This is a genomic window from Bacillus sp. 3255 (genome assembly GCF_031456485.1).
Lineage (GTDB): Bacteria > Bacillota > Bacilli > Paenibacillales > NBRC-103111 > Paenibacillus_E.
Map to the genome: position 1 here is coordinate 21,666 of NZ_JAVDUS010000020.1, position 22,809 is coordinate 44,474.

Consider the following 22,809-nt stretch of genomic DNA (forward strand, 5'->3'; position numbering starts at 1 on the left):
CTCGATTACCCAAATTGCAGCTGTTTCCCTCGAATAGCGCACTGCATTTCCGCTTCTGCCAGCTCGCCCTGGCTATTCAAAGAGCCTCTCCAGGAAGCCCTTTTTCCTTTTGCGAATCTTCCGGTAGCTTTTCACTCGGGAATACGTCGGCTGCGGCTCCTCGACAGTCTGACCCTCGCCCATGAGCGTCAATGAGGTGAACGGAGCCTCATGTATCCCCTGTATGACCACCCGCTCCGCGTCTGCCTGCGCGTCCTCCTGCCTGCCCGTAACCCGATGGATGATCTGCTCATAGAGCTTGTTTTCCATCTGATGCTTCATCTGCCGCATCAAGTACTCTTCCTGCTTCGTATGGATTTCAAGGTGCTCATGAAGCTGAGCCTGCAGATCCGCCACCTGCGCTGCAAGCAGTCTGACAGCTTTCTGCAAAGCCATCACATGCCGTTCTCCGAGCGGTTCATCTGCGTCAAACTCAAGAGAGTCCTCGCCATTCTCTGCAAGCAGCGCACTCAGCTCTGCAGGCGTCATGAGCTTCTCTTTCTTCATGTGCACCCTCCATTTCCGTTTCATGCAGCCTTCCCCGGCTGCCGCTTACTTCATCCTATTGTACATGAAGTTGAAGAAATGTTCACCTTTATCTGAATCTTTTCAACTGCGGACCCGTGATGAATATCGACCACCCCATTGACTTCCATAGACGCATCCACTATCCTTGGGCTTATTCATTATTCATATTCGACTAAACCTAGGATTCGATCCTGAAGGAGTGCGCTTCCCATGCACATTGAAGCTCCGATCCGGAAGAAGCCGCGCATGCTGGAGCAGTTCCTCATTCCTTTCGCGAAGTCGCGTGCCTTCCCTTATATATGGCTCAGCCAATTGATATCCATGCTGGGCGGCTCGGTCACAACCGTTATTTTACCCATGGTCGTTTATTCCATCACCGGCTCGACGACCATGATGGGTCTGGTCATGACCGCTTACATGCTGCCCTACGTCCTCATGCTTCCCCTGTCGGGATGGATTGTAGACCGGTATGATCGCGTCAGGATCATGATGCTTACGGACATCGTTCGGTTCATCGTCATGTTGGCGATTGCAGCGCTTATCTTCACCGGGGCCTTGTCCATAACCGTGCTTTTCGGACTGGTCGCCATGTACGGTCTGATGGAAGGGCTGTTTCATCCGGCCTATTCCGCCGTGCGAGCAACAGTGTTCACAGCGGATATCCGCAATGCGGCTAACGCCCTGACCCAAATGAGCCATCAAGGCGTCCGGATTATCGGACCGGTCCTCGGCGGACTTATCGTTTCAACGGTATCCGCCAGCTACGGGTTCGGTTTGGATGCGCTAACCTATTTAATCTCCTATCTGTGCCTGCTGCTGCTTGTGAAAAAATCGTTATATAAGTTAAAATCCAAGCATGAAGCCGTCCAATCGAACGCCTCCTTCTCGTGGAAGCGGGAACTGCTGGAGGGAGTGACCATCCTCAAAGGACATCCGTGGCTTTGGATTACGATTCTGGCCTTCTGCTTCGTCAACATTTGCTACAACGGTATTATTGTCATCCTTGTTCCATGGCTGTTCAAGGTCCATCTAGGACTTGATCCGCTCATATACGGGATCGGGATCACCTGCTCAGGGGCTGGTGCCATTACCGCCGCCGTTATTTTCGGGTCGCGAACGCAGTGGCTGCACCGGGGCATATTGGCCTACGGCGCTGTCATTCTGAGCGGTGCTGCGCTGCTGGCCATGCCTTTCACAGCTTCGCCCGTTCTGCTCTCGCTGCTCATGGCGATCGAAGGCTTCGGGCTCATGATCTTCGGCCTGATCTGGGAGACCAGCCTGCAGGAGCTTGTCCCTCCGGAAGCTTTCGGGCGGGTGGTCAGTCTGGATCTGCTTGGCTCTTTCGCCCTGCTGCCGTTGAGCTATGCGCTAGTGGGCTGGATCGCCGATCAAATTGGGGGTACCATCACGATCACCCTTTTCGCCCTGCTCGGCCTAGTCATCGTAGGGGGCGTGCTGTGCGTGCCGGCAATACGGCGGTTCCAGTAACACGGCGAGAAATACAGCCATCGTTCAAACACCCTGAAAGCTGCCAAAAAACCCCAAGCCAGCAAATCTGGTTTGGGGTTTTCCTTATTTATGGTAAATTCGACGTTCCCATCAAATACCGGTCAACCTCACGGGCCGCTGCGCGCCCCTCGTTAATTGCCCAAACGACAAGGCTCTGTCCGCGGCGCATGTCGCCGGCGGCAAACACGCCTTCCACGTTTGTGGCGAATTTGCCGTACTCGGCTTTCGCATTGGAGCGCTCATCCTGGACAACGCCAAGCTGATCCAGCACCGTGTTCTCCGGTCCTGTGAAGCCCATCGCGATCAATACCAACTGCGCCGGATACACTTTCTCGCTGCCCGGCACTTCCACCGGAACGAACGCGCCTTTCTCGTTCCTCTGCCACTCGATCAGCACCGTATGCAGCTCCTTCAGATTGCCGTCCTCATCTCCCACGAATTTCTTCGTGTTAATTAAGTACGTCCGCGGATCCTCGCCCTGCACCGCCGCCGCTTCCTGCTGGCCGTAGTCGACCTTCAGCACCTTCGGCCACTCCGGCCAAGGATTGTTCGCCTGACGCGTCTCCGGCGCCTTCGGCATGATCTCGAACTGCGTCACGCTCTTGCACTTATGGCGCAAAGACGTGCCCACGCAGTCCGTTCCCGTATCGCCGCCGCCGATGACGATGACATCCTTGCCCTCCGCCGAGATGAACTCGCCATCGGCGTGCTCGGAATCCAGCAAGCTCTTCGTATTCTTGCCCAGGAATTCCATCGCCAGATGGATGCCGCGGAGCTCGCGCCCTTCGATCGGAAGGTCGCGGCCCTTAGTCGCTCCGCCGCACAGCACGATAGCGTCGAACTCTTCTTGAAGCTTCTCGATCGGATAGTTCACACCGACGTGAGCGCCGGTGATGAACGTAATCCCTTCCGCTTCAAGCAGGTCTACCCGGCGCTGGACATACGCTTTGTCCAGCTTCATATTCGGGATGCCGTACATGAGCAGTCCGCCCACGCGATCGGCGCGCTCGAAGACGGTGACCCAGTGTCCGGCTTTGTTCAGCTGCGCGGCGGCAGCGAGTCCGGAAGGCCCCGAGCCGACCACGGCCACCTTCTTCCCCGTGCGAACTTCCGGCGGCTCCGGCTTGATCCAGCCTTCGGCGAAGCCTTTGTCGATAATCGCCTTCTCAATGCTTTTGATCGTTACCGGCGTGTCCTTCAAGCCCACCGTACAGGAGCCCTCGCATGGCGCCGGGCACACGCGGCCTGTAAACTCCGGGAAGTTGTTCGTCTTGTGCAGACGATCCAACGCTTCCCGCCATTGCCCGCGATATACCAGATCATTCCACTCGGGAATGAGGTTATTCACCGGACAGCCGGCGGCCATGCCGCTAATCATGGCTCCCGTGTGGCAGAACGGAATGCCGCAATCCATACATCTAGACCCTTGCGTCTGCAATTTATCATCCGTCAGCGGCGTCGCGAATTCTTTCCAATGGCCGATTCGAGTCAGCGGTTGGGCTTCAGCCGCCACTTCACGGCGATGCTCTATAAAACCGGTTGGTTTACCCATGAACGTATAGTCCCTCCTATAAGCTTTGCTTCAGCAAAGCTTGCGTCATAAGCCTGATCTGATTCGTTAGTTTCCGCCAACACGGGAAACATCCCGCATATTCGCCTCGAAAGCAACCATGATCGCTTCCTGCTGGCCAAGTCCGGAGCGCTTCACCTTCTCGATGGCATCAAACATCCGCTTGTAGTCCTTCGGAATCACCTTCACGAACTTCCAAACGTATTCATCCCAGTGCTGAATGACGCGGTGGGCCACGCTGCTATCCGTAAATGTCGCATGATGCTGAATCATCGTTCTCAGCTCGTTCATTTCAAATGCTTCCTCTACCTGCTCAAGAAGAATCATCTCTTTGTTCACCTTGTCGGCGAAATCGCCTTTCTCATCCAGCACGTACGCGATGCCTCCGGACATCCCGGCGGCAAAGTTGCGGCCTGTGGAGCCGAGAACGACGACGCGCCCGCCTGTCATATACTCGCAGCCGTGGTCGCCGACGCCCTCGACAACCGCACGCACGCCGCTGTTTCTCACGCAGAAGCGTTCGCCCGCAATCCCCCGGATATAGGCATCGCCGTCCGTGGCGCCGTAGAACGCCGTATTCCCGATAATCACGTTCTCCTCCGGTACGAAAGAAGCCTCAGACGGCGGGAAAATAACCAGCTTGCCGCCGGATAATCCCTTGCCCACATAGTCGTTGGCGTCTCCCTCCAGGGACAGCGTCATCCCCTTCGGCACGAAAGCACCGAAGCTTTGACCGGCGGAGCCGTTAAAGTGCAGACGGATCGTATCGTGCGGCAGTCCGTCCGCGCCGTGGCGGCGCGTCACTTCGCTCCCGACAATCGTGCCGACGACACGGTTCGTGTTGGCGATCGGCAGAATCGCATGCACATGCTCCTTGCGTTCAATCGCCGGCTCGCAGAGCTCCAGCAGCTTCGTCATATCCAAGGAGTGGTCCAAGCGGTGGTCCTGCGCAATCTGGCAGAAGCGGCCCACGTCTTCGCCGACGTCCGGCTGATGCAGCAGAGGTGCAAGGTCGACGCCCTTCGCTTTCCAGTGAGCGACAGCCTGCTTGGATTCCAGCACGTCCGTGCGTCCAACCATTTCCTCGATGGTGCGGAAGCCGAGCTCGGCCATTAACTCACGCACATCCTGCGCGATGAAGGTCATGAAGTTGACGAGATGCTGCGGATCGCCGGCGAATTTCTTACGCAGCTCCGGATTCTGCGTGGCAACGCCGACCGGACATGTATCCAGGTGACACACGCGCATCATCACGCAGCCGATCGTAATCAGCGGCGTCGTCGCGAAGCCGAATTCTTCGGCGCCCAGCAGCGCAGCTACGACGACGTCGCGTCCCGTCATCAGCTTGCCGTCCGTCTCTACCGTAATCCGGCTGCGCAGATTGTTCAGCACGAGCGTCTGATGCGTCTCCGCCAGACCGAGCTCCCACGGCAGTCCGGCGTGACGGATGCTCGTCTGCGGCGACGCGCCCGTCCCCCCGTCGTAGCCGGAGATTAGCACAACGTCCGCCTTCCCCTTGGCAACGCCGGCCGCGATCGTGCCGACGCCCACTTCGGAGACGAGCTTGACGCTGATCCGGGCGCGCGGGTTGGCATTCTTGAGATCGTGGATCAGCTCAGCGAGATCCTCGATCGAATATATATCATGATGCGGCGGAGGCGAAATCAAGCCTACCCCCGGCGTAACGCCGCGAACCTCGGCCACCCAAGGGTACACCTTGGTGCCCGGGAGCTGCCCGCCCTCGCCGGGCTTCGCGCCCTGCGCCATCTTGATCTGAATCTCGTCGGCATTGACGAGATAATGGCTGGTGACGCCGAAGCGGCCCGAGGCCACCTGCTTGATTGCGCTGCGGCGCAGGTCGCCGCCCGCATCCGGCGTGAAACGCTCCGGATGCTCGCCGCCCTCGCCGGTGTTGCTCTTGCCGCCGATGCGGTTCATCGCGATCGCGATCGTCTCATGCGCTTCCTTCGAGATGGAGCCGTAGGACATGGCTCCCGTCTTGAAGCGCTTGAAGATCGACTCGACCGGCTCCACCTCATCGAGCGGAACCGGCTGGCGCCCCGCTTTGAACGTCAGCAGCCCGCGCAGCGCCATATATTTCTCATCTTCGCGCTTGATCAGCTTCGCGAAGCTCTTGTACATGGCGTAATTATTCGTGCGCACCGCCGTTTGAAGGGCATGCACCGTCTCCGGCGTATAGAGATGATCCTCCCCGTCTCTGCGCCACTGCAAGTCGCCGCCGGTATCGAGCACCTTGTCGCGCCCCTCCTGCTCCGAGAAAGCACGGTGATGGCGCTGCTCGGCTTCTTTGGCCACAACATCGAGACCTATACCGCCAACCGGGGTAAATGTCCATGTGAAATACGCATCGACCAGCTCTTGGCTGAGTCCGATCGCCTCGAAGATCTGCGCTCCCCGATAGCTTTGAATCGTGGAGATGCCCATTTTGGCAAGCACTTTCACAACGCCTTTGGTTACCGCCTTCAGGTAGTTATATGTCGCTTTATCCCGATCCACGCCGACAAGCTGATTGCGGCGGATCATATCGTCCAGCGTCTCCAAAGCGAGATACGGGTTGATTGCGCCGGCTCCATAGCCCAGCAATAAGGCAAAATGATGCACTTCGCGCGGTTCGCCCGACTCCACAATCAAGCTGACCTTCGTCCGCGTGCCTTGGCGAATCAAGTGATGGTGCAGTCCGGATGTAGCCAATAGCGCCGGAATAGGCGCCATGCGGCCGTCAACACCGCGATCGGAGAGAATGAGCAGCGCAGCGCCATCCTGAATCGCTCGATCCGCTCCGTTATAGAGCGCCTGCATCGCCGCCTCCAAGCCGGCTGCTCCTTGCCCCGCTTCGAACAGAATCGGCAGCGTGACCGTCTTGAAGCCGTCACGCTGAATATAGCGCAGCTTCGCCAACTCTTCATTCGTGATGAACGGCGTTGTCAGCCGGATCTGGCGGCAGCTTGCCGGCTCAGGCCGGATCAGGTTGCGCTCAGGTCCGATCGTCGTACCCTGCGCCGTAATAATTTCCTCGAAGTTCGCATCGATCGGCGGATTCGTCACCTGGGCAAACAATTGCTTGAAGTAGTTGTACAGCAGCTGCGGACGGTCCGACAATACGGCCAGCGGCGCATCCGTCCCCATAGAGCCGATCGGGTCTACCCCCGTCTTAGCCATAGGCTCCAGAATTTTGCGGAGCTGCTCGAACGTGTAGCCGAATGCCTGTTGGCGCTGAAGAACCGTTTCATAATCGGAACCGAGCACGATCGGGGCGTCTTCCAACTCCTCCAAAGAAATTAGATGCTCGTTCAACCAGTCGCGGTACGGCTGTTCGCCGGCGATGCCGCTTTTGATCTCCTCATCCGCGACGATACGGCCTGCTACCGTATCCACGAGCAGCATCCGGCCCGGTCTGAGGCGATCCTTGTACAGCACGCGCTCCGGCTCGATGTCCAGCACGCCGACTTCGGAAGCCAGCACGATCAGATCGTCTTTCGTCACATAATAACGCGACGGGCGCAGACCGTTGCGGTCCAGAATAGCGCCGATTTGGCTGCCGTCCGTGAACGCGATGGCCGCCGGGCCATCCCATGGCTCCATGAGCGTGCTGTGATACTCATAGAACGCCTTCTTGGCATCGTCCATCGACTCATGCTTGGACCATGGCTCAGGAACCATCATCATGGCCGCATGAGGAAGCGAACGCCCGGAGAGCATGAGAAATTCGAGCGTATTATCGAACATTTGCGAGTCCGAGCCATCCGTATCAATAATAGGAAGAATACGTTTGAAATCTTCGCCGAACAGCTCCGAATCGCACATCGCCTGACGTGCGTACATCCAGTTCACGTTGCCGCGCAACGTGTTGATTTCGCCGTTATGAATCAAATAGCGGTACGGATGCGCGCGCTCCCAGCTCGGGAACGTGTTCGTGCTGAAACGGGAGTGCACCAGCGCCAGCGCCGTAGCCACTTTCTCGTCCTGCAGCTCGACATAGTAGGCGTCGACCTGCTTGGGCGTCAACATCCCTTTATATACGATCGTTCTGCTAGACAAGCTAGAATAGTAAAATGGCGCATGCGAAAGCGACGCTTTGATAGCGTTCTCAGATAATTTACGTATGACGTACAGTTTCCGCTCGAAATCCAGGTTGCTCGTCATGCCCGCGCCTTCTCCAATAAATACCTGGCGTACATAGGGTTCTGCCGACTTCGCGGATTCTCCGAGCGAGCTGTTGTCGGTGGGAACCGTCCGCCAGCCCAGGAATTGCTGACCTTCCTCGCCGACAATGCGTTCGATGATTCTCTCGCATGCCTGGCGCTCCTCCAGATTTTGAGGCAAGTAGACCATACCTACACCATAGTGACCCGCCGCCGGGAGCTTCATATTCTCCTGCTCACAAGCCGCCTGGAGGTAAGCATCCGGAATTTGCATCAGAATCCCCGCGCCATCGCCTGTGTTCTGCTCGCTTCCTTGACCGCCGCGATGATCCAAATTGCAAAGCACACGAAGCGCCTGCTTGACGATTTCATGCGATTTCACGCCTCTAATATTCGCTACGAAGCCAATACCGCAGGCATCACGCTCGAACTGAGGGTCATACAATCCTTGCTTGGGAGGTAACCCGTTTTTGGTCATGTTGTGCAACCTTTCTTTTCTGGTTTTTGGACGCGCTTTGTCCAATGTACGCTTTAAAGTATTAAATTGTCGAAACGTGATGGCGCGCATTTCATCAAAAATAGGAGAATATAAATTGATGAAATAGTCTCAATATTTTTTATATTATATTAACACCAGAAATAGTATAGTTCAATGAAAATGTAAAGGTTTTCATTTTAATATTTTTATCATTTTTCACTAGTCTGCCCCCGCTCAAGGTCCGCCGCCGTCACCGCGATCCGCCTGCCGGCCTTCGTGACGCAATTGCCTTATTCTCCGCTTCGGCCGGCTTATCGAATGAAGGAACGCTTACTCGCCCGATATCCGCCAATACCGCATATTTTCCCTTTTTCCAGCGACCTCCACCTGCCTGGCGACGCCGCAAGCGCCAAGGCTCCGGGGGCTTGTCGTGCATGTTTTACGCATCTTTTTCATACGCTCAAGATAGCAAACTTTCTATGTTTCATGCTATGATAGCTAATGCGCTGCATTGAAACATTCATCCAGATTTCACAGCCTAGGAGGAACGCTGCTTTGAGTCTACAGCATACTTTTTCGACTGGGATGATTTGGGAGCCCCTATATCAGTGGCAAATTCCAGCCCATCCGGTTGAAGTCCAGCTTTTCCGATCGCAGCCGGTTCGCCGCTTGAAGTTCTTGCATCACTTCGGAGCTTCGGCGTTATTCTCGCCAATGACCCATTCGCGGTTCGAGCACACCATCGGCGTATGGTCGCTGATGGCTCACTTTTGCCCGGACGAACTTCATTTGCGCGTGGCGGCACTTTTGCACGATATCGGGCACCTGCCCTTCTCTCATGCGGTGGAACGAACGCTCGGTTACGACCATCACCTGCACACGGAGCGATTGATCTTGAACGGAACGATTGCCGATATTTTGACGGAGCATGGCATTTCTCCGGCAGCGATTGTGTCCATCCTGCATCAGGACAGTCCTTTAACGAATAAAACGCCCCTCATGGGTTTGGACCATTTGGACAGCTTTCTACGGGATACATATTACGCCGGCCAGCAGCAGCTGCCGCCTTCCGAGCTGGTCCGACAACTCCGCCTGCGCGGGAACTATATAGAAGCTAATGAAGAAACGGCTGCCGCACTCGTTCATGCCGTCGTGGAAGACCACCGGATATTCCTCAGTCCGCCGTTCCTTGCTATGGATGCGCTGCTGGCCAAAGCGGCCGCCCATCATTGCGAGTCCAATCCGGGCATGAGGGAGCTCCTGCCTTCCCTTGTCGACCATGAACTGATGCAAGAGCTGCTGGGAAGTACGAATCCCGTCGCCAAAGACATCATGCATGTCCTGATGTACGAGCCGCATCGCATCCAGATTATGAACGAACCGGTCAAGGGCAGTATCGAAGTGAATATTCGCAAAATATATAAAAAACAACCGCTAATCGGCGATAAACCCGCTTCCGAGGCAAGCTTCCAATGTGCCGTGAAATTGGCGGAGCTTGATTCCCTAAGCGCCACCTATTTTTTTACGATATAATCATACTTAGATCTTCAGAGGGGACTGGCCCAGCTTGGCAAAACTATATTTCCGTTATGGCACGATGAACAGCGGTAAATCCATTGAAGTACTGCGCGTGGCGCATAATTATGAAGAACAAGGCAAGAAAGTGCTGCTGTTGACATCGGTCGTAGACGACCGCTTCGGCGTCGGCAAAGTCGTCTCCCGCATCGGCATGCAGAAGAACGCCATTGTCGTAGACGACCAACTGGATATGATGGCGTTAGCGCAGAAGGAGCTCCCTAACTGCATATTGGTCGATGAGGCGCAGTTCCTTAATAAGGAGCAGGTCGCCCAGCTCATCGCGATCGTCGATGATTTGAACATTCCCGTTATCGCCTACGGACTCAGGGCTGACTTCATGGGGCAGCTCTTCGAAGGAAGCAATGCGCTGCTGGCTGCGGCCGACACGATTGAAGAAATCAAAACGGTCTGCTGGTACTGCGACAAGAAAGCGATCATGAATATGCGCTGTAAGGACGGAGAACCTATTTTCCATGGCGAACAAATTCAAATCGGCGGGAATGAAAGCTATGTTCCTGTCTGCCGCCAATGCTATGCAGGCAAACGTAAAGCAACTTTAGGCGCCTAGCTGCAGGGATTTCCTCGCAGTCAGCGTCTAAACTATCGAAATGGTTGTCAAAGAAAGGTGAGTTCCTTGCGAAAAAAACGGATTTTGCTCCTATCTGAGGGCTTCGGGAAAGGTCATACACAAGCCGCACATGCGCTGTCCGTCGAGCTGCGACAAAGCTCATCGGAAATCATCACGCGAGTGATCGAGCTTGGCGCTTTTTTGCACCCTACCATCGCACCTTGGATCTTCTCGGCATACCGCCGCACGGTGACTTCACAGCCCAAACTCTATGGTATGCTTTACCGCAATCAATATAAGAAATCGTTAAGCCGTATGGCAGGCCTTGTGCTGCACCGGATGTTTTATTCGCAAACCAAGGCAATCATCCAGCAGCTCAAACCGGATATCATCGTGTGCACGCACCCCTTCCCCAGCATCATCGTCTCCCGTCTGAAACGTGCCGGGCTTCAGGTGCCCTTGTTCACGGTCATTACGGATTACGACGTGCATGGCACATGGGTCGATCCCGCCGTGGATAAATATCTCGTCTCCACATCGCTCGTTCGGGAGCGGCTGATTGCCCGCGGCGTGCCGGAGACGCACATTGAGGTAACGGGCATCCCCGTTCATCCGAACTTTCACCTCGAACACAGCAAAGTGCAAACCCGCAAGCAATTCGGGCTTAGCGCAATGCCAACGGTCATGGTGATGGGCGGCGGCTGGGGCGTCTTCAAGAAGGAGGAGAAAGAAGAGCTGCTCTCCTATCTGGCCTCCTGGAGCAAAGATATTCAGCTTCTCATCTGTTTGGGAACGAACGAGAAGGCGCGCCGGCAGCTTATGGAGGAAGAAGCGTTCCGCCAGCCTAACATCCACCTGATCGGCTATACGAACGAAATTAATAAGCTCATGGACATTTCGGACCTGCTTATCACCAAACCCGGCGGAATGACCTGTACCGAAGCGATGGCCAAAGGGATTCCGATGCTGTTCTACAGCCCCATTCCCGGTCAGGAAGAGATGAACTGCCAATATTTCCAAGAGCAGGGCTACGGTCAAATGATTACATCGCTGGAGATGATCGATCATTGGTTCAAGCTGCTGCTTGAACAGTATCCGGAGCTGTCGCAGCGCCGGAATTCGATCCGCAAAAGTCGAAAATTCGGAGCGCAAGACTGCTCCAAAGCGATCATGCAATATCTGAAGTTATCGGAGAAGCGCCCTTATCTGCAGGCATCATCAACAACACCGCTCATACAATGGTATTAACCATGTATAGGGCGGTGATTTTTTTTGAATCCCATTCAGCGTTTTGGCAAACCGTCCATTTTCGTGTATTTGCTCGTATGGTTCGTCGGCAGTCTCTGGATGATGGCGATTCTCGGCAGCGGGGAAGTCCAAGGTAAGTTTCTGGGTATTCACTTGGAGGCTTATCGGGCTTACGCCAGCTTCGGCTTCGCGGGGGCACTCGGCGGCGCGCTTTACGGGCTGCGCATGTTTCATGAGCATTATCACGATCTTACCGTCCAATGGATGTACTGGTATTTCATGAGACCGATCCTCTGCTTCGGTTCGGCGATCATGACGATCATTCTGTTCGAAAGCGGGATCCTGCTTCTGCAGGTCGGGGACTCCATGTCAGCGCGCATATCGGTGGCTTTCCTGACCGGATACGGCTACGGCAAGTTCATGGAGAAAATCAAAGCCCTTACGACAACATTTTTCAACGGGAATGGGAATGGAAATAACGGCGGGAACGGCAATGGAAACGGGAATGGGAGCAGTGATGGAGCGCCGCCGAAGTCGTGAATTCCTTTCATGGGAATTGGAAACGCTAGGTGTACTACACCCATTAAGGAGACATCATGAAAATACTTGCAGCTTTGTGTGTTTGTTTGTTTTTGATGCAGCCCGTCGCTCTCAGCGCCGCTCCGAAGAAGGACCGCACTTATTATGAAACGCGTGGGGATATTGTGTGGGAAGTGAACACGGACGAGAAGGTGATCGCCCTGACGTTCGATGACGGACCTCACCCGAAATATACGGCGGAAATTCTCGATCTTCTGAAGCAGTATGAGGCGAAGGCCACATTTTTCGTTGTCGGCAACAAGATCAAGCTCTACCCGGATGTTCTGGAGCAAACGGCGCAGGCTGGACATGAGATTGCCAATCATACATACAGCCATGCTTATCTAAGCCGGAAGACCAACATCAAGAAAGAGCTGACCACGACGGAGGAGCTCATCGTGGAGAAGACGGGACGGCGCAGCCAATTGTTTCGTCCGCCCGGAGGCTTCTATAATGAGCGGCTGGTCTCCACTGTGAAGGATGAGGGGTACACCATGATTATGTGGAGCTGGCAATTGGATACGAAAGATTGGGATACCCCCGGGGTTCGCCGTATCGTCAACAGTGTGCTCAAAAATGTGAAGAACGGCAACATCGTACTGTTCCATGATTATATCGAAGGCCCGACCCAGACGATCGAAGCCCTCAAGGTCATTCTTCCGGAGCTACACAGCCGAGGCTACAAAATGGTCACCGTATCCGAGCTTCTGTCATATAACAAGGCTATTCCGGCCAAAATCCATTAAGACAGCACGCGCTTAGCTTTAATAAAACGGTCCTTCCAGGCACCGTCCAGCTCCGATACGGTCACGCCTATCCCCGGGCGGAACGTATGGAGCATCAGCCCGCCACCGATGTATACGGCGACATGGCCGATCCGTTCGGTGCCTTGCCTGTTTCTTCGTTTGGGCGTGGTGAAAAAGATGAGATCGCCTTCGCGCAGCTCGCCGATCGACACTTCGGTCCCCCGCTGGCTCATCTGTCTGGAATCGCGAGGCAGCTTGACCTCTTGGGTGCCGAAGAGATACTGCAAGAAGGACGAGCAGTCGAACGATTCGGTCTGCCCCGCTTTCGCACCGAATACGTAAGGGGTTCCCAGATAGTCCATCCCTTTGGCAATGAGCCGTTCGGCTTTGCGCTTCCAATCCGGCTTCTTCTCGCCCGATGCGGCCAAGAGCTCGAACCGGGCTTTGATCTTCATGATTTCTGCGGAGGGAAGATTCACTTTCTTCACATTCGCGACGGGGTCGTCTCCATCGCCGATATACTCCTTCACAGGCTTCTTCTCAGGCGGCGCCGAGCTGCTTGCGGAAGGAGCCTTTTCGGATTCCGGCGCGTTCCCGGACGGCTCCGGACTTGCAGCCGTCTCCAGAGGCGCGGCGGCAGTCGGAGCAGGCAGCGCAGTTGGCTGTGCTTTCATGGATGCCGGCACTTCCGGTAAGTGTGTAGGCATAGCGGTTTGAACCGCCTCCTTGTGCCCACTTGTCGCAGCGGATACCCTCTCTTCCATCACGGGAGAGGGGCCAAGTGGCTGGGCTGAATCATCTATCGTCGGCGGAGTCGCCTTATCCGTATTGTTCGACGGGAAGTATGCCGCGCTGAGCGTCATTTGTTCCGGGTTCTGCAAAGTAAAGCCGATCAGCACTGCAAGCGCAATCACTAGTGTAGATAACATATGCTTGGGGGCTAACATGTCTGACCTCCTGTATGTGGCAAGTATACCCATACCATTCTCGGCATGACGGCAAGGTCAGGGGGTTGACAGGCAGGAAAAAAAAGCCTTACCGTACGCAGTTCAACTGCCGGTAAGGCTTCTTGTTATTTCGGTGCATCGAAGGTATGTGCCTTCGTCCAGTTAACACCGCCGTTGCCGGTGGTATACATCACGCTTGGCTGCTCGTTGTCATTCGTAATCATCCAGCCTTGATTCGCGTCGGCCATGGCCAGCAGCAGCTCGCCGTAGCCGGTGAACGTCTCTTGGCCGTTCACCCATGTTTTGCCGCCGTCCTTCGTCCATCCGACGGAGTTCGGCTTGTCGCAAGCCGGGCACTGGCCGCCCATGAACGCGACGTCGGGGCTCACGACGTAGAGCGGACCGGGCTTCGAGCCCGTATTCTTCGGCCCTGAAGTGTCTCCCGCAGGGAAGCCGGGGGCCGGTCCGCCGCCGGCGGTGCTGTTCGCGAGCACCGTCTGCCAGGTCTTGCCTCCATCCTTGGTGTGGAACAAGGAGTACGAGGTCTGCGTCATCCCCGATTCGCCGATGAGCTCCACGCAAGCATCGTTCGCTCCGGCAGAACGGATCACGGTTCCCGTAATTCCGGCCGCGGTCTTGCGGGACATCACGCTGTTCCACGTTTTCCCGCCATCCTGGGTGCGAAGCACCTCCACGGTGTCTTTGCCCGGTTTGACGGCCCAGCCATTCTTGGCATCATGGAAATAGGCGTCTCCTGCAATGCCCTCCGGTACCGGCATCGTGCTCCAGTTAGCTCCGCCATCCACCGTATGAGCGTTGCCGCTGAACGCTTCCGCTTTGGAAATAAAATGGAAGAATGCGGTATTCGGCACTTTACCGGCGGATGCCCAATGCTGCCCGCCATCCTTCGTGCTGAGCAGCTTGCCGTCTTGTCCGACGCTCGCCCAAGCCTCTTGCCCATTCAGCGCGAACAATTGCTTGATCTCGCCGTTTCCTTCATATTGAATCTGCCACTGCTTGCCGCTATCGGTTGTATGTGCAATCCATCCTTTGCCGCCGATCCAGCCGGATTTGGCATCCGCCAAACGAACAGCCGTTACGCCGGTCATCGCAACCTTGGTTGGTTTATCGCTGGTTCCCGCAACAGGCGTTCCTGCCGGAGAAGCCTGCGGCGATTGGGTTGCAGCCGGCGTCTCCGTCGCTTGCACGGTAGGCTGCGGCGTTGCCGAAACGTCCGCGGCACCGTTCGCTGCTCCCGAGGATTTACAGCCGGTAAGAGCCAGCATGAACAGCAGGGCCACAACAGGTACATTTTTCTTCAACATGATCTTCACTCCTTGCGCTTAATAACCTTCGTCCCTCACTATTACTGACGTAATCTTTCATCAAAAAGTTGAGGCTGCCAGGCTTCTTCCTATACCCAATTTTAGTATGCCCCATCTGGGCAAATTACCCAAACGCCTCCCTGCGAAAATAGAAAGTAGGCATGACTCCTCTTCTTCATGAATACAATCCAATCAAGGAGGGGGGACTTTGATACGGAAAGGAAGAGGAATCGGCCAAAGACTTATGTGGGATAAGAAGGAATTCACGTTGATGATCATCCCTGGCGCCAACCGCCGTACCGTAAGATTCAAGCTTCCGCACAGTAGCCTGTATATTGTGCCCAGCGTGATCCTGCTCGTGCTGTTTGGTTTCTTTGTCACGATTTACTTGATGAATACGTACGCCCACCGCACTAAGGACCACATGCAGCAAGCATTCGATGGACAAGAACGGCAACTGGTTAATCAAATTACACTTAAAAATAATGAACTGGAACTGCTGCAAGCCAATTTGATTGACCTGTCTCACCAAGCGGATGAGTTTAAGGTTAAGCTCGAGGAAATTAAGAAACTCGACCATGTCCTGCAGCTGATGAGCGAGTCCGAAGAGCCGAACAGGACAAGCAAAAAGCTGTCCGCTCTAAGCGAATCGGCTGGAGGCGGACCGGATGTCGGCGGCACCGACATTCCCGTTACCTCGGAAGAGGTGTCGCAGCTGATGAGTTCTACCAGACAAGGGCTTTCCACATTGGTCGGCGATATCAACACGCTGCTGGTCAATCTCAGCGAGTCCGAGGCTCGGCTGAAGCAGGCCGACTATTTGCGCAGCATCACACCGACGCTATGGCCGGTCACGGCCCACAGCCAGACCTCGGGCTTCGGCATGCGCCGAGATCCGTTCACGGGGAAGCCCTCGATGCATACGGGGCTTGATCTCGACGGCGAGATCGGCGATCCCGTCTATGCGACGGCCGCCGGCAAAGTGACGGAGGCCGGCTTCGACAACGAGTTCGGCAACCGGATCATCCTCGATCATACCCGTGGCATCCAAACGGGTTACATGCACTTGCATAAAATTCTCGTGAAACGCGGAGAATCAGTAACGAAAGGTCAACAGATCGGACTTCTTGGCTCCACGGGCCGAAGCACAGGCTCCCACCTGCATTATGAAGTGCAGAAGAACCGCGTCCCCATTGACCCGACCCCCTATCTCATAACGAACAGAAAGGATGAACGCTAATGCTCGGAAGCTCGAAATCGAAGCGCATCGATGCCAAAACAACCGATACGCTAATCGGCGGAAGCACGATCTGTGAAGGCAAGATCATGTCCGAGGCCAGCCTCCGCATCGAGGGCCAGATGCAGGGCGACATCGAATGCGCCGGCGACATTACGATCGGCGAGAATGCCGTCGTCCACTCCAACATCCAAGCGCGCGATGTCATCGTGGCCGGCAAGGTCAAAGGCAACATCCAAACCAAAGGCAAGCTCATCGTCACCAGCTCCGGCGTGCTGGTAGGGAACATCGATGTCCGCTCCTTCGTCATTCAGGAAGGCGGAGTCTTCCAGGGCAGCAGCGCCATGCAGCTCTCGGCGGTGGGCGATAAGGCCGGCGGCAGCGGCGGCAAGGTGATCGATGCGAAAGCGCATAAGCAGCAGAAGAGCGAGCAGCAAGCGGTTTCCGGCGGCAACTAAGGAAAGAAGCTGTCCCTGGGGTCCTTTCGGACCTGAGGGGCAGCTTCTTCTACTGGTGTGAGGTCAACTAAGCGGTCCCGTTGGCCTTTTTATGATGAAAAAGAGAGATTCTTCTCGAGCTCCAGTAAGTAGGCTAAGCTTGTTGCCAGACTATCGAGCGGACTTCCCGGGCAGTAGTCCTGTTCCACAGCGAACCATTCCACGCCATGCTGCAAGCCCCACTTCAGAATCGGAGCAAAATCAATGATACCCGTACCGAGTTCAGCAAAATATTGCCGTCCGTCGGAGGTCATATCTTTCAAATGCAGGATCGGCATCCGGTAGGCATACTGGCTGATGAAGGCCAGTGGGTCCTGACCCGCCTTTTGCACCCAATACGTATCGATCTCTGGATACACGGCCGGATCTTCCAGCAAATATTCGAGCGCAAACTTTCCTTGAATGGTCGTATGAAATTCAAAATCGTGATTGTGATAACCGACCCGGTAACCCCGTCCGCCTACTTGAGCGGCAACTTGCTGCAAATCGCTTCGCACGCTGAGATAGCCCTCCGGATTCTGCAGTCCATTCGGCAGGGAATGGCAAATCAGGTCTTGGGTATCGAACAATCGGGCTTCCTCCAATACCGCTTCAAGATCGTGCTTCATCCGCTCTAAACCAACGTGCATCCCCGCTGTGCGTAGTCCGGTTTCCTTCATAACGGCGGCAATGTCTGCCGCGGGGTACCCATGCAATCCGTCGATTTGGACGGCTGCCCAGCCCATCTTTTTCAGATCCTTAAGTACACCTGGAAAGTCCTCCTTCAGCTCGTTCCTTAATGTATATAACTGGGCTGCCAGCATGTGTCTGATCATTCCGCGATCTCCTCCCTTTCCAAGTTCAGCCACGCAAGCTCGTGCGATGAGAATGTAATCTGCATAGCGTCTATGGAAGCATGCAGCTCTTCATGATTTTTCGGACCAATGATTGCACCGGTCGGAAAAGGCTGATTCAGCACATAGGCTAGAGCAATTTGAATCGGAGTGACGCCTTTGTCCGCGGCAAGCTTGGCCGCACGCCGGTAGCGCTCCCAATTGGCTTCGCTATAATAAACCCTCACCATTTCATCATGGGCCCGATTATCCGGCGTAAAAGCACCTGAGAAAAAACCTCCGGCCTGCGACGACCACGCAAGGAGCGGCAGCTGATTGCCTGTGTGCCAAGCGCAGGTCTCTGCATCCGCCGACACGCAGCCTTCCCATCGAGGCTCATTCGGCTTGGCCAAGCTGAGGTTCGGGCTGCTAAATGTAAACCCGGTTAGCTGATGGGCCGCGGCGTATTCATTCGCTTCCTGAATGCGGCGGTACGACCAGTTGGAAGCCCCGATCGCCTTGATGCGCGAAGCGCGAATGTGTTCATTCAATTCTTCCATAATCGGACCTACCGCCACATCCGGATCATCGCGGTGAAGAGCGTACAGATCGACGTAATCCGTGCCCAGCCGCTCCAGACTTTCCATGAGATCGTGGCGAATCGCTTGCGCATTCACCCTCGGGCCTGGACTACCGTCGTCATGATGAGCTCCCTTGGTGAGAATGACGACGTCTTGGCGAAGTTTCTTTTCCTCCAGCCACCGGCCGAGAATGACTTCTTTATTTCTATATTGATGAGCCGTATCAAAGGTATTGCCGCCCGCGCGCAGATAAGCATCCAGCATCAACCGCTCAGGCTCCTCCAGTTTACGCAAATCCCCCGTCCCCATCAGGATGCGGGAGATGGCCTTGTTCACACCCTGTATATGCATATAGTTCATTATGATTGCTCTCCTTCGAACGTCCGATTCGATTTCGCATGGAATGATGCGGACTCTATGTCCCTGAAGCCTTGTCGTCGGCAGCCGTCGTTTCAACAAGAAGGTCTGCAGGTTTGTTGTGACGGATAAAAGCTTCCAGCCCTTCCTTGTCCGGTGTTCCTGTACTGCCTCCATAGGCGCCAACAGACATCGCTCCGCATACATTGCCATACAGCAGGCAGGTCTCCACATTCAGCCCCGTCAAAAAGCCATACATGTAACCGGCGTTAAACGAGTCCCCTGCTCCCGTCGTATCCACGGCTTCGACCGAGAATCCGGGGCTTACCGTTCGCAGACCGTCTTTCATCGCAACGGCTCCTTGGGCTCCGAGCTTAACAACGACATGACGGCAGAACCCTGACATATAGCTTAAACTGTCTTCTACGCGAGTAAAGCCTGTATAATGAAGCGCTTCCGTTTCGTTCATCAGGAATACATCCATATAACGCATCAACTCGAAAACGCCTGCATACCATTCTCCGGTATCGTCCCAGCCTACATCGCAGGACAAAGTGACTCCCGCTTCTTTCAATTTCCGAGCCATTGCCACGAATTCGTCATGGTTGCGGCGTCCCCGATAACCGGTCACATGAACATGCCTGCCTAATGCGATCTGCTCGACATCCAGATCCCCGACTTGCAGCTCGGCGTTGGATCCTATATACGTAATGAACGAACGGTCCAGCTCAGGATTAATCGCAATCGTGATGCCTGTACGGCTCGTTTGGCTAGTCTTGATCATACTGGTATCGATACCATATTGAGTGAAATGTTCCCGTATATAATGGCCGTAGCCATCATCACCAAGAACACCGTCAAACGCGACATGCAGCCCAAGCTTAGCCAATGAGATTGTGAATAACGCCGCCCCCCCGCCAACGTGCGTCATCATTTGATCAACGAAAATTTCTTGTCCGGGCTGAGGAATTTGATTACAGCCCACTACCACGAGATCAATATTGGCATCGCCGATGACAACGACATCAAACTTTGTACTCACTCCGCACTCCCTCTTCCGCTCTGTTCTGTTCTCTGCCTATCTCTCTTCCTGATATGCCCTGCAGCTGTCCCGTACGACGAGCTTATGAACCAATATCAAATCTTCACGCGGACTTGACGCAGGATCTGAGATGTAATCGATCAGCGTATTCACCGTAATTTTGCCCATGTCCTGAATAGGCTGCTCCATCGAAGTCAACCGCGGTCGTACGAGCTCGGTCAATTGGCTTCCGTCGAATCCGATAATAGATAGATCGTCAGGCACTTTAAGCCCATGGTCATGAATACAATTCATAGCGCCTACCGCCATATCGTCGCTCACGGCAAATACAGCGGTTGGACGGGGCTCACATGCCAGCAGTTCCTTCATCATGTCGTATCCGCTTTGGATTTTATAGTCGCCAAACCGGATATAATCATTCACAATGCGAACCCGCTGATCTTTAAGGGCATTGCGATAGCCGACATAACGGTTCTGACCTGAGGTAATGTCTCTCATATCCCCGCCTATGAAGGCAATCCGCTCATGTCCGAGCTCAATTAAATACTTCGTCGCATCGTAGGCTGCCTCATAATCATCGATAATGACCGAAATGAACTTATGATCTACGGGTCTTACGCTTGAAAAAATGATCGGGATATCCAGTTTATGGATGAAGCTGCGAATGTCATCGCTTAACTTCTCATGCATAATAATGATGCCGTCTACCCGCATCTCATGAAAGACATTTAAATATTTCAGCTCTTTATCTGTATCCTCTATAATATTGCAAACCAGCAGGTTGTAATCATTCAGGCTTGCCGTCTCCTCGATGCTGCTCAAGATCGTCGAATAGAAACTTGAGGTGAGATCGGGAACGATGACACCAATCAGGTTCGTCTTCTTCCGCACCAAACTCCTCGCGATATGGCTGGGCGCATAGCCAAGCTCCTCAATTGCAAGTTTCACTTTGGCCTTCAGATCGTCCTTCACGTACTTTTCTCCGTTTAAAACCCTGGACACCGTGGTGACGGATACTCCCGCTTTTTTGGCTACATCTTTAATTTTGGGCGCCATGATTATCATCCTTCCTTACTCGCAAGCACGAACATTTTTCTGCGTTATTCGACAAAAAGGGGCTGAGAGAAAGCTCCGAATCCGCCTTCCAAATAGACGGCGATACGGATATAGCCTTCATCTCCTTTATACGTATACTTCACCTGTTTCATTCTGCCGGTTTCCTCGTGGAGTATACGGCCATCCTTGCCGATCAGCGTTACATATTTATACATCTTATCATATAATGGGCTCGACCGAAGATCATAAATAATTTGACCGTCTGTGACCCGAATGCCTTCGAAGCCATAGCCTGTTGAAACGTAAAAGCTGCCTTCGCGAATCGCGGCTAGAATGGCCTCTTTGGTATTAGAAGCCGTCAAAACCATGTTCCAGGCACGCTTCTCCTGTCCGTAAACGTGGAAATCATCATTTCCGAAGCCCCATACCTTGCGCCCTGCGGACAAAAGAAAATCCCATTTATCAAAAGCAATGTCATATTCCGGATTTCCGTCGCCGTTCACAACCTCAATGCCATTGTACCGCTGCATACGCAGCATATCCTCATGCCGCCAATAATGCGAGAAGTACCGGTTCGGATGGGCCAGAATAGATAAACCGCCATGGTCCACACATAGATCGGAAAGCCTCTGATAATTCTCGATCGAAAAGACGTTAGAATACCCGTCCATCAGCGACCTGGGAGGGTGGACCAGCAGCATGTGCGTTTGAGAGCTGCTGACCTCAATCGCCTCGAAAACAGCTCCAATCGTGTGATCCCCCTCATGTTCAGTCATCACATCATGGTCGGAAATGCCCAGAAAATCATAATCGTGATACATGCGGTACACCGTCGAAAGCGGGTGATGCCCATCACTGTTCGTCGTGTGGTTATGAAAGCTGCCTCGCAGCCATTCGCCTTGCTTGTCATAGGGATTGATTATGGTCATCGTGAATTCCTCCGTTCCTTCTATTCTTTCACCGAACCGATCATGACGCCTTCGGCAAAATATTTTTGCACAAAAGGATAGGCACAAACGATCGGTGCGATAACGACCATAATCGTTGCCATTTTCAAAGAATTTCCGGTCAGCTGCATGTTTTCCAGCATTTGATACTGCGTTGTTCCTGCCGTTTGCATAAGCGCCTCCCGGATCGCGTCCTGTCTCGTCAACATCTCCTGCATTAAGGTGGACAGCGGGCGCAGCGTCATCTTCTGTACGAAAAAAGCTCCGGTGAACCAATCGTTCCAATGCCCTACCGCAGTAAATAGCGAAATGGCGGCGATAACCGGTTTACTCAGCGGCAGCATGATGCGGTGGAAGATCCCCAGATCGTTACAGCCGTCGAGCTTCGCCGACTCCTCCAAGCTAACGCTAATCTGTTGAAAAAAGGTTCGTATGATGATAATATTCCATGCGCTGTACATGCCGGGTATAAGATATACCCAAATGGTATTGGTTAAATGTAAGCTCTTAAGCAGCATATAGTAGGGAACAATGCCCCCGCTGAACAGCATGGTAAATACGATAAGCAATGTGAAAAAGCGTGATCCCGGCATTGTCGTACGCTTCAATGCATATGCGGCCATTGCCGTTAAATAAACGCTGGATACCGTTCCGACTACCGTACGGAATATCGAAATCAGAAATGCCTGTATGATGTTAGAAGATGAGAATACTTCCTCATAGTTCTCTAGCGTCCATACTCTCGGCCAGAAGTAAATGCCTCCGCGCTCCGCATCCTTACCGGCATTAAAGGAAAGCGCAAAGATATTAAGAAATGGAATTACAATGGACAAGCAGAGCACAATGATGACGCAATAGACCCCGATCTTAAACAGCTTCTCTCCAGTGGTGAGCTTGTAGAATGTGTTGCCCATCCTTGAACCTCCTTTGAGCGTTCCATGCTCGTTGGAAGCAGGCTGCTTCCATCTTCCATGGTAATGTGGGGAAGCAGCCCGATCCTCC

19 protein-coding genes are annotated in these 22,809 nt (G+C 54.1%); 8 read left to right on the forward strand and 11 right to left on the reverse strand.

Annotated elements, in window-relative coordinates:
- Positions 1–72: 72 nt before the first annotated feature.
- Positions 73–570, reverse strand: a complete 498-nt coding sequence (locus tag J2X61_RS26660) for a hypothetical protein (protein ID WP_310192184.1) — start codon at positions 568–570, stop codon at positions 73–75.
- A gap of 207 nt (positions 571–777) precedes the next feature.
- Here J2X61_RS26660 and J2X61_RS26665 point away from each other — a divergent pair, with 207 nt between their 5' ends.
- A complete protein-coding gene (locus J2X61_RS26665; protein WP_396135507.1) occupies positions 778–2,055 on the forward strand; it encodes an MFS transporter in 1,278 nt (425 codons plus the stop codon).
- Positions 2,056–2,143: 88 nt separating this feature from the next.
- Here J2X61_RS26665 and J2X61_RS26670 read toward each other — a convergent pair whose 3' ends face one another.
- Positions 2,144–3,628, reverse strand: coding sequence for a glutamate synthase subunit beta (locus J2X61_RS26670; protein ID WP_274466996.1), 1,485 nt, complete (start codon positions 3,626–3,628; stop codon positions 2,144–2,146).
- Positions 3,629–3,694: 66 nt separating this feature from the next.
- On the reverse strand, positions 3,695–8,287 hold the full coding sequence (gene gltB / locus J2X61_RS26675) for a glutamate synthase large subunit (RefSeq protein ID WP_310192187.1): 4,593 nt from the start codon (positions 8,285–8,287) through the stop codon (positions 3,695–3,697).
- A gap of 555 nt (positions 8,288–8,842) precedes the next feature.
- Here gltB and J2X61_RS26680 point away from each other — a divergent pair.
- The 5 genes from J2X61_RS26680 to J2X61_RS26700 all read left to right on the forward strand — a co-directional run bounded on the left by J2X61_RS26680 (position 8,843) and on the right by J2X61_RS26700 (position 13,006).
- Positions 8,843–9,820 carry an HD domain-containing protein gene (locus J2X61_RS26680; RefSeq protein ID WP_310192189.1) on the forward strand — a complete coding sequence of 326 codons (978 nt, stop codon included), beginning with the start codon at positions 8,843–8,845 and terminating at the stop codon, positions 9,818–9,820.
- 34 nt (positions 9,821–9,854) lie between these two features.
- Entirely contained in the window at positions 9,855–10,433 is a 579-nt protein-coding gene (locus J2X61_RS26685) for a thymidine kinase (protein WP_274467000.1), read from the forward strand.
- Between the two features lie 66 nt (positions 10,434–10,499).
- Positions 10,500–11,681 (forward strand): MGDG synthase family glycosyltransferase, encoded by a 1,182-nt coding sequence (locus tag J2X61_RS26690; protein WP_310192191.1) that lies wholly within the window; start codon positions 10,500–10,502, stop codon positions 11,679–11,681.
- Between the two features lie 24 nt (positions 11,682–11,705).
- Entirely contained in the window at positions 11,706–12,221 is a 516-nt protein-coding gene (locus tag J2X61_RS26695; RefSeq protein ID WP_274467002.1) for a hypothetical protein, read from the forward strand.
- A 56-nt stretch (positions 12,222–12,277) separates the two neighbouring features.
- A complete protein-coding gene (locus J2X61_RS26700; RefSeq protein WP_274467003.1) occupies positions 12,278–13,006 on the forward strand; it encodes a polysaccharide deacetylase family protein in 729 nt (242 codons plus the stop codon).
- Here J2X61_RS26700 and J2X61_RS26705 read toward each other — a convergent pair.
- Positions 13,003–13,953 carry a C40 family peptidase gene (locus J2X61_RS26705; protein ID WP_310192195.1) on the reverse strand — a complete coding sequence of 317 codons (951 nt, stop codon included), beginning with the start codon at positions 13,951–13,953 and terminating at the stop codon, positions 13,003–13,005. The two genes, J2X61_RS26700 and J2X61_RS26705, sit on opposite strands and share 4 nt — an antisense overlap.
- Before the next feature lie 125 nt (positions 13,954–14,078).
- Positions 14,079–15,278 carry a hypothetical protein gene (locus tag J2X61_RS26710; protein ID WP_310192197.1) on the reverse strand — a complete coding sequence of 400 codons (1,200 nt, stop codon included), beginning with the start codon at positions 15,276–15,278 and terminating at the stop codon, positions 14,079–14,081.
- A gap of 208 nt (positions 15,279–15,486) precedes the next feature.
- On the opposite strand from J2X61_RS26710, the gene J2X61_RS26715 reads away from it, so the two are divergent.
- Both J2X61_RS26715 and J2X61_RS26720 read left to right on the forward strand, forming a co-directional pair.
- Positions 15,487–16,518 (forward strand): M23 family metallopeptidase, encoded by a 1,032-nt coding sequence (locus J2X61_RS26715; protein WP_274467006.1) that lies wholly within the window; start codon positions 15,487–15,489, stop codon positions 16,516–16,518.
- Positions 16,518–16,973: a bactofilin family protein gene (locus tag J2X61_RS26720; RefSeq protein WP_274467007.1), complete on the forward strand. Its 456-nt coding sequence runs from the start codon at positions 16,518–16,520 to the stop codon at positions 16,971–16,973. The genes J2X61_RS26715 and J2X61_RS26720 overlap by 1 nt, the downstream gene beginning before the upstream one ends.
- Before the next feature lie 89 nt (positions 16,974–17,062).
- Here J2X61_RS26720 and J2X61_RS26725 read toward each other — a convergent pair whose 3' ends face one another.
- The 6 genes from J2X61_RS26725 to J2X61_RS26750 are packed head-to-tail and all read right to left on the reverse strand — an operon-like array spanning position 17,063 to position 22,721.
- A complete protein-coding gene (locus J2X61_RS26725) occupies positions 17,063–17,827 on the reverse strand; it encodes a sugar phosphate isomerase/epimerase family protein (RefSeq protein ID WP_274467008.1) in 765 nt (254 codons plus the stop codon).
- Positions 17,824–18,765: an aldo/keto reductase gene (locus J2X61_RS26730; RefSeq protein WP_274467009.1), complete on the reverse strand. Its 942-nt coding sequence runs from the start codon at positions 18,763–18,765 to the stop codon at positions 17,824–17,826. The genes J2X61_RS26725 and J2X61_RS26730 overlap by 4 nt, the downstream gene beginning before the upstream one ends.
- Positions 18,766–18,820: 55 nt before the next feature.
- Positions 18,821–19,804: a carbohydrate kinase family protein gene (locus J2X61_RS26735; protein WP_310192201.1), complete on the reverse strand. Its 984-nt coding sequence runs from the start codon at positions 19,802–19,804 to the stop codon at positions 18,821–18,823.
- Between the two features lie 36 nt (positions 19,805–19,840).
- Positions 19,841–20,860 (reverse strand): LacI family DNA-binding transcriptional regulator, encoded by a 1,020-nt coding sequence (locus J2X61_RS26740; protein ID WP_274467011.1) that lies wholly within the window; start codon positions 20,858–20,860, stop codon positions 19,841–19,843.
- Between the two features lie 44 nt (positions 20,861–20,904).
- The gene (locus J2X61_RS26745) at positions 20,905–21,789 is read right to left on the reverse strand and encodes a CehA/McbA family metallohydrolase domain-containing protein (protein WP_310192203.1); all 885 of its coding nucleotides are present in this window, start codon (positions 21,787–21,789) and stop codon (positions 20,905–20,907) included.
- Positions 21,790–21,809: 20 nt separating this feature from the next.
- On the reverse strand, positions 21,810–22,721 hold the full coding sequence (locus J2X61_RS26750; protein WP_274467013.1) for a carbohydrate ABC transporter permease: 912 nt from the start codon (positions 22,719–22,721) through the stop codon (positions 21,810–21,812).
- Between the last annotated feature and the right edge of the window lie 88 nt (positions 22,722–22,809).